Annotated in this window: 8 protein-coding genes; 2 read left to right on the top strand and 6 right to left on the bottom strand. The window is 63.6% G+C overall.

Features of this window, described 5'->3' with window-relative positions:
• Window positions 1-1,307 (top strand): ArnT family glycosyltransferase (locus ACY693_RS11740; protein ID WP_462322010.1); only part of this gene is annotated, 1,307 nt, incomplete at its 5' end.
• Between the two features lie 195 nt (window positions 1,308-1,502).
• Window positions 1,503-2,342 carry a phosphatase PAP2 family protein gene (locus ACY693_RS11735; RefSeq protein ID WP_462322009.1) on the top strand — a complete coding sequence of 280 codons (840 nt, stop codon included), beginning with the start codon at window positions 1,503-1,505 and terminating at the stop codon, window positions 2,340-2,342.
• Between the two features lie 109 nt (window positions 2,343-2,451).
• On the opposite strand, the gene ACY693_RS11730 is transcribed toward ACY693_RS11735, so the two are convergent.
• The 6 genes from ACY693_RS11730 to ACY693_RS11705 all read right to left on the bottom strand — a co-directional run.
• Complete coding sequence (locus ACY693_RS11730) at window positions 2,452-3,195, bottom strand: lipid-binding SYLF domain-containing protein (RefSeq protein WP_462322008.1); 744 nt, start codon at window positions 3,193-3,195, stop codon at window positions 2,452-2,454.
• 32 nt (window positions 3,196-3,227) lie between these two features.
• Window positions 3,228-3,452 carry a hypothetical protein gene (locus ACY693_RS11725; protein WP_462322007.1) on the bottom strand — a complete coding sequence of 75 codons (225 nt, stop codon included), beginning with the start codon at window positions 3,450-3,452 and terminating at the stop codon, window positions 3,228-3,230.
• Entirely contained in the window at window positions 3,439-3,756 is a 318-nt protein-coding gene (locus ACY693_RS11720; protein ID WP_462322006.1) for a DUF4342 domain-containing protein, read from the bottom strand. Before ACY693_RS11720 ends, ACY693_RS11725 begins: the two co-directional genes overlap by 14 nt.
• 60 nt (window positions 3,757-3,816) lie before the next feature.
• Window positions 3,817-5,049: an alpha/beta hydrolase gene (locus ACY693_RS11715; protein WP_462322005.1), complete on the bottom strand. Its 1,233-nt coding sequence runs from the start codon at window positions 5,047-5,049 to the stop codon at window positions 3,817-3,819.
• A 28-nt stretch (window positions 5,050-5,077) separates the two neighbouring features.
• Complete coding sequence (locus ACY693_RS11710; protein ID WP_462322004.1) at window positions 5,078-6,139, bottom strand: serine/threonine protein kinase; 1,062 nt, start codon at window positions 6,137-6,139, stop codon at window positions 5,078-5,080.
• Window positions 6,136-7,292: cation:proton antiporter (locus ACY693_RS11705; RefSeq protein WP_462322003.1), on the bottom strand; the 1,157-nt coding region annotated here is incomplete at its 5' end. The genes ACY693_RS11705 and ACY693_RS11710, both read right to left, overlap by 4 nt.

Below are 7,292 nucleotides of genomic sequence, written 5' to 3'. Positions count from 1 at the left end.
GACTGCCCTCGGCGATCGCGGCCAGCCTCTGGGTCCTTGCGCTCTGGTGGTTCGTGCGCGCCCGGCTTGATGCCGCGACGGCGACCGTCGCCGGCTTGGTGATGGCGCTTGGCTTACAAGTCGCGATCATTGGCAAGGCCGCGGTGGCGGATGCGCTGCTGAATCTGTTCATCGCGTTGGCCTTCTTCGAGATCTTCCGCTGGCGGTTGCAGCCGACGCGCGCAACCCTACTGCGGACGTACCTCTGGCTCGGGCTTGGCTTTCTGACCAAGGGGCCGGTTGCGGTCTTCTTTCCGCTGCTGGTCAGCTTCCTCTATTTCGTCTCGTTGCGTGAATGGCGTGCGTGGCTCTCCGCCGTCTTTGATTGGCGCGGTTGGCTGGTCTTCATCGCGGTCGCAGGGCCCTGGTACCTGGCGATCTATATCGACGACGGCCTGGGTTTTTTCCAGAGCTTCTTCCTGGGCCATAACCTCGGTCGTTATAGCGGGGTCAAGCACGGCCATTCGGGCTTCCCGGGCTATTATTTCGTGATGCTGCCCTTGGTGTTGCTGCCGTTCACCGGCTGGTTTCTTAGCCTGCTGCCACGGGTTCGGCGATTCTGGGACGATGAGCTGGATCGGTTTCTGCTGCTCTGGTTCGTCACCGTTTTCGCCGTGTTCTCGTTCTCTGGCACCAAGCTGCCGCATTATCTGGTCTATGGGATCACGCCGGTATTCATCCTGATGGCGCGGCATCGGCATGCGTTGAGCAACCGTTGGCTCGTGTTCGTACCGCCGCTGCTGTTCGTAGTGCTGATGGCGGCGCTGCCAGACCTGCTCGGTCTGCTTGAGGCGCAAGCGGACCGTGCTCACGAGCAGGCGATGTTTGCCGAAGGGGTAAGGGTGCTGGATAGCGGGTACCGGCTCGGCACCTCGATCGGGCTGGTCGCGATGATCGGGTTGTTGCTCTGGTCGCGGCGCGCACTCTGGGAGCGCCTGATCCTGGCCGGCGTGGTACAAACACTGCTGGTGTTCGGACTGCTGGTGCCGGCGGTGTTTGCAGTGATGCAACAACCGGTCAAAGAGGCTGGTCTGCTGGCGCGTGAGCTCGATCGGCCGACGGTCGTCTACCGCACCAGCATGCCGAGCTTTAGCGTCTATCGGGATGCGATCACTCCCGAGAGCGACCGTCCGCAGGCTGGTGAGCTGGTGTTTCTGCGCATCGACAAGCTCGAGCGCTTGGCCGAAACCGTGGCGCCAAACCGGCTCGATCTGCGGTATCGTCAGGGGCCGGTTGCATTGGTCCTGATCGAGCCGGAATGGCCATAGCCTGGCCTGGAGATTGGCCCCTCTTGATCGCTAGAGCCACCTGCTGAGGACCCGCCCCTTGCTGACCAATAGCGCGCCTGATGAGTCCGCTGAGCCCACTGAGCATGCTGAGTGCTCTGCCGCGTCCGCCGCAGATCCGGGGGAGGCTCGCCAACGGGTGTCTGATGCGGCGGCGACGCCTCCACCGGCGGCTGCATGAAGGTTAAAGGCGCTATGGGCTTGGAACAGGCGCTGGAGCTGGGCGCTGAGCGTGATCCCTTGGTCTCGGCTGCTGGTGCCCTCTGGCTGCTCGCCTGGGCATTGCTCTGTGCGACGCTTGGCATTGGGCTGCAGCTGTTTGGCGGCGAGGGCTACCATAGCGGATTCCTGGCGCTCAATGATCTCTTTGCGCAGCTGCCATCGACTATCTGGCAGTGGCTCACCGTGCTCGGCGACGAGCGTGTCACCTTGACCCTCGCCCTGTTCCTATCGCGCAGCCATCCGCGCGTCTTCTGGACGCTGATCTGCGCTGCGCTGGTCGCCATCGCCTACGGGCGCGGGCTCAAGCCTCTATTGGATGCCCCGCGTCCGCCTGCGGTGCTTCCGGCCGGGAGCTTTGAGCTGATCGGCGATGGGCATCGCCGGCATAGCTTTCCATCTGGTCACAGTGTCACCGCAGCGGTCTTCTTTGGTGTGCTCGCCTATTACGCGCAGCGTATACGCTGGCGTCTCACCTTCATCCTACTCGCAACCGCCGTCGGGCTGAGCCGGGTAGCGGTCGGTGTGCATTGGCCAATCGACGTGATGGCGGGCCTTGCGGGTGGGGCTCTGTCGGCTGTGATTGGCGCCGCGCTGGCTCGGCGCAGCCTCTGGGGCATCTATGACCCCGGTGTCCACCTCGCCTTCGTGGTGCTTGCGGGATTTGCTGCCATTGGCCTCTTCGTCGACGACGGTGGCTACCCAGCTGCAGCGCTGCCGCTGGCCATGCTCGCCAGCCTGGCCCTGGTTTGGATGGCGCTCCAATACCTGTTACTGCCGCTGATGCGCTGCCGCTGATGACCAATCGCGAAACCGCTGGAGGCCGAGCAAGCGCCTTGCTATCAGCAGGCTCTTTGCGCCGCTATCAGCATCCTCTGTGCACCGAGCCGCGGTTGTCTGGTTGCGTTTAGTCTTTGGGAGCGCTCGTATTCAGGCTCTGGTCAGGCCAATACTTGGTGGCCAGCAGCTTGGCTGAGACCTTCCAGCCGTCGCCGGTGAGCACGAAGATCGCTTGGCCGTTGTCGTTGAAGGTGAACTTTAATTGATCGGTCTGATCGCCGGTCATAGTACCCGCCTCGGCACTGGCATCGGTGCCTTGGGTGACGAACTTGTTGAAGGCGAAGGGCGTCTCGAAGAGAATCACGGTCTTGGTCGCGAATCCACCCAGCCCGAAGCCAACGCCGACACCACCACTGCCCATCTTCATGTAGGTGCGCTGACCGGTCTCCCGGTCTACTGCAACACCGCGACCGTAGCCGGCGGCGACCAGTAGCTCAACCTGTCGGCTGACGAAGACTGCGTAGCCGGCGCTCTCGTCGAACATCCTCTTGGCCGCGGGCTCCTTCTCAAACAGCTGCTCCAGGGTCTGCTCCGCCAGGGCATCAAGCTTTGCCCGCGTCTCTTCTGGCGTTGCTGCATCGCCCAAATCATACTTGGTCGACTCGAGGGTCTGATTCGCGCTATCGGCGGCCTTATCCAAGGCCTTGCCAGCCGCATCGGCGGCTCCACTGGTCGCGGTGCCGATCTGATCCGCAGTCTTGGAAGCGCTTTCTTTGAGCTTCTCGAGCAGCGTTGGCTCGTCGGCGATGGCCAAGGCTGCGCCGGTGGCCAGAGCCATGGCGGCCACTGCAGAGTAAATCGGGTGTTTCATTGGGTCATGGCTCCGGTAAAGCGCCTGTTAGCTCAGCTGGCGTCGGTCGACTCGGCGGCTTCGGTGCCCTCGGCCGATTCAGCCTCGGATTCGGCCGGCGCCGCCTTCGGCTCTGGCGTCTTCAACAAGCCTTCCGTTCTGAGGACCGCGACCTTGTCGTCCCCTTGCACCCAGCGCTTGCGCCGATCCTTGACGGCATAGCGGCCTGAGCGCTTCTGATAAATCGTGTGGTCGCTGGTGGTCTTAAGCTTCTTCATCGGTTCTCTTCTTTTCCTCTATCTTCTCGTCGGAGCGCAGGATATCGATCTCGAACTTTGCGATCAGCGCCGCCATGGCGCCGAGGGCGGCGATGATCGGTGCGAGCAGCGTCAGAGCGCCACCGACCGCAACGCCTGCGGTCAGCGGGATCTCGATCAGCGTTGCGCCACCCGGCTTACGGATGATGAGACGGCGAACGTTACCTTCGGCAATCAGCTGCTTGACGTAGTCGACAAGCTCGCTGCCAGCGACGGTCACGCGCTCTGTGATGCCGCGGCGGGGCTCATAAGGATCTCTTGACATGCTTGTTGAGTCGCTCGGCTCGGTGTCATGTGGTGCTGAGGTTGTCAGCTTAACCCGATATCATCGGCTGAGCCTTACGGTTGCGTCAACTTCGACGCCCGCCGTTGATGCACAGAAGCGGTCCAGTCGGTCAGGGCTCCGCCCAGCGCCCGGCGCAGTGCTCGGCTCAGCGCGCGGCTCAGTGCTCAGGATGACTTCTTCGGTGGAGGGCAGTGCTGCGCGCGGGTCTTGCAGCCAGCTGGCGATATCCGAGCGCACCCGCTTGCCCTGCAGATCACGCGGCAGCATGTGCCAGCCGTTCTCGTACAGCGCGAGCCGTACTCGCTCATTGAGCGCAACGGGCTCGATGAACCGACAGAAGGCATGCGGCGGGATGATGCTGTCGCGCTCGCCGTAGAGGATCAAGGTCGGCGGTCGCTGCCTACCTTGGGTCTGCCCTGGCCAGTCGACCGCGCGATCCATCAGATTGGTGACGCCCCAGAGGGCCTCAACCCGAGTCGCTTTGATCACCAACGGATCGCGACCCATCGCGATCAGCATCGGCTCATTGTCTGATGGATGGATCGGAACCCCCTCGCCGGTGAGCTTGAGCCCGGGCAGGGTTCGTGCGGCGATCTCAAGCACCAGACGCTGATACCAGGGCATGCTGTCGCGAGACCAAACCGCCGGCGCGATCAAGACCAGCCCATCGACATCGAGCGGCCCCTCGGCATCGGCGCTGAGTGCGACCGCTGCGCCCATGCTCTCGCCGATCAGGATCAATCGCGCTTGCGGATGGCGTGCTCGCAGCAGCCTGATCAGGGTGCGCAGATCGGCGGCGAGCTGCTCGCTTCCATGCCAGCGTCCGGTCTGAAGGGTGCGACCAAAGCCGCGTTGATCAAAGGCATAGGTGACGACGCCGATCTCAGCGAGATGCTCGCCCAGTGGCTTGAAGGCCTGGCTGTAGTCGTTGAAGCCATGCAGTCCGAGAACGACAATCCGGGGCTGTTCCCGAGTCTCTTCGGTCGGACCCCAACGCTGAAACGGCAGTCGGTAGCCATCTGGCATCCGCGCGAGATCCCGCATCAGCCGCGGGCGCAGCAGGGGGCTGCGCGGATGTGCGTCAATGGCCTCTTGCGGAGGCGAGCAGGAGGTCGGCTCGGTTGACGTTGCGCACCTTACAGCGCAGCCCGAGAGGCGGAGGCCAAGGCTCAAGGCACTGAAGCCGACCAACAGCAGCCACAGATGCCGACGTCTGCGCTGCGCATGGCGGACGCTCGTCTCGCGCATCGCCGTGCAATTCACCTCTGGCATCAGCTCGGGACCGATCGGTGGGCATTGCTCAAAACAGCGCCAGTGGACCTTCCTGCATCGCCGCGATCTGCTCGCGCAGGATCAAGATCTGTTCCTCCCAGAAGCGCGGCGAGTCGAACCACGGGAAGGCGCTTGGGAAGGCAGGATCATCCCAGCGGCGAGCCAGCCAGGCGGCGTGATGGATCAGCCGCAACGTGCGCAGGGCCTCGATCAGATGCAGCTCGCGCGGGTCGAAATCGGCGAAGTCCCGATACCCCTGTAGGACGGCATCCAGCTGCAGCGCCATCGCTTGGCGGTTGCCGGAGAGCAGCATCCAGAGATCCTGGATCGCCGGCCCAGTGCGTGCATCGTCGAAGTCGACGAAGTGCGGCCCGGCATCGGTCCAGAGCAGATTGCCGCGGTGGCAATCGCCATGCAAACGCAGCACCCGAATCGCCCCGGCACGCTCGTAGCAGGCCCTGATCTCAGTCAGGGCATGTGTCAGAACGCTCCGGTATGCGGTCTCGATCTCGGTTGGAATCCAGCCCTGCTCGAGCAGGAACTGACTTGGCTGCTCACCGAATTGCTGGCGATCGAGCATCGGTCGATATCGAAACGGGTGGCTAGCGCCGACCGCATGGATGCGACCGATGAAGCGACCGATCCGGGTCAGGATCCCGAGGTCTTCAAGCTCTGGGTCGCGGCCGCCGCAGCGCGGGCTCAGCGAGAAGCGATAGCCCTGATGGCGGTGCAGGCTGCAGCCGCCGATCAACAGTGGCGCGACCGCGGGGATCTCGCGCTCGGCCAATTCAGCGATGAAGAGGTGCTCCTCGGCGATGGCGGCATCGGACCAGCGCCCCGGCCGATAGAACTTGGCGATCAGCGGCGCGGCGCCGTCGATGCCGATCTGGTACACCCGATTCTCGTAGCTGTTCAGCGCCAGTAGGCGACCGTCGACGACAAAGCCCAGCGATTCGACGGCATCGAGCACTAGGTCCGGGGTCAGATCGGCATAAGGCCTCGGCGAAGGCTGCTCCTGAGACTGCGCTCTCACGCCCTCGTCGGTGGCGGCTGCTGCCGGATCGGGGCCGGATGAAGGGGGTGTGCTCATTGATCTGAGGCTTCGGGCTGCTCCGGTGGACGCGGCAGCTCGGTGCGCTCCATCTCGAGGTCGGCCCGCTCCCCGACCCGCCTCACCACCGCGCCCAGGGTGAGTCCCTGCACTAGGATCGAGAACACCACCACGATGTAGGTCACCGTCAGCAGCGTGTCGCGGACCTCGGATTCGGGCAGTGAGAGCACCAGAGCAACCGAGATGCCGCCGCGGAGCGCGCCCCAGGTGAGAATGGTAATGGCGCCGGTCGAGAAGCTGCGGAACCGGCGCATCCAGGCGACGGGCGCGCCAACGCTGACAACCCGGGCTGCGAGCACCAGTGGAATGGCCAAGAGCCCTGCCAACAGGATCGGGCCGCTGATGCTGATGACCAAGACCTCGAGGCCGATCATCACAAACAACACCGCATTCAAGATCTCATCGGTGAGCTCCCAGAAGTTATCGAGATGGCTCTGGGTCCTCTCCGACATCAGATGGCTGCGCACCTGGTTGCCGATCAGCAGTCCAGCAACCACCACTGTAATGGGGGCGGAGATGTGCAGCTGCTCGGCGAGCGCATAGGCGCCGCTCGCGACCGCCAGGGTGATCAGGACCTCGACCTGATAATTGTCGACCTTGCGCAGCATCAGGTACGCGATGCCACCACTGGCGAGCCCAAACAACAGGCCGCCGACGGCCTCCTTGATGAAGAGATGGAGGGCGCTGCCAAGCGTGACATGCTCGCCGCCGACTGCGGTCTCGAACAGCACCATGAACAGGACCACGGCGACGCCGTCGTTGAACAGCGACTCACCGGTGATCTTCAGCTCCAGCGCCTTCGGTGCGCCAGCGCTCTTGAGGATGCCAAGCACCGCGATCGGATCGGTGGGGGAGATCAGGGCGCCAAAGAGGAGACAGTAGATCCACGGGATATCCAGCCCGAGCAGCATGAACAGCAGCCAGCTGACACCGCCGACCAGGACCGTGGAGATCAGCACGCTGACGCTCGCCAGCACGGCGATCACCCATTTTTGCTCGGCCAGCTCCTTGAGGCTCACGTGCAGCGCGCCGGCGAACAACAAGAAGCTGAGCATTCCGTGCAGCACCGTGGCGTCGAAGTCGATGCTGTCGACCATCAACCGGATATCGCTTTCGATGCCTTCGGTGCCCG

The organism is Halochromatium sp. (assembly GCF_054919635.1).
Note: the sequence above shows the minus strand (reverse complement) of the source record. Positions and strands in the feature narration are given on the sequence as shown.

Excerpts from the sequence above, each read along its gene's own strand:
- ACY693_RS11730 (WP_462322008.1), bottom strand. The coding sequence starts at position 3,195 with ATGAAACACCCGATTTACTCTGCAGTGGCCGCCATGGCTCTGGCCACC.
- ACY693_RS11720 (WP_462322006.1), bottom strand. The coding sequence starts at position 3,756 with ATGTCAAGAGATCCTTATGAGCCCCGCCGCGGCATCACAGAGCGCGTG.
- ACY693_RS11725 (WP_462322007.1), bottom strand. The coding sequence starts at position 3,452 with ATGAAGAAGCTTAAGACCACCAGCGACCACACGATTTATCAGAAGCGC.
- ACY693_RS11710 (WP_462322004.1), bottom strand. The coding sequence starts at position 6,139 with ATGAGCACACCCCCTTCATCCGGCCCCGATCCGGCAGCAGCCGCCACC.
- ACY693_RS11735 (WP_462322009.1), top strand. The coding sequence starts at position 1,503 with ATGAAGGTTAAAGGCGCTATGGGCTTGGAACAGGCGCTGGAGCTGGGC.
- ACY693_RS11715 (WP_462322005.1), bottom strand. The coding sequence starts at position 5,049 with ATGCCAGAGGTGAATTGCACGGCGATGCGCGAGACGAGCGTCCGCCAT.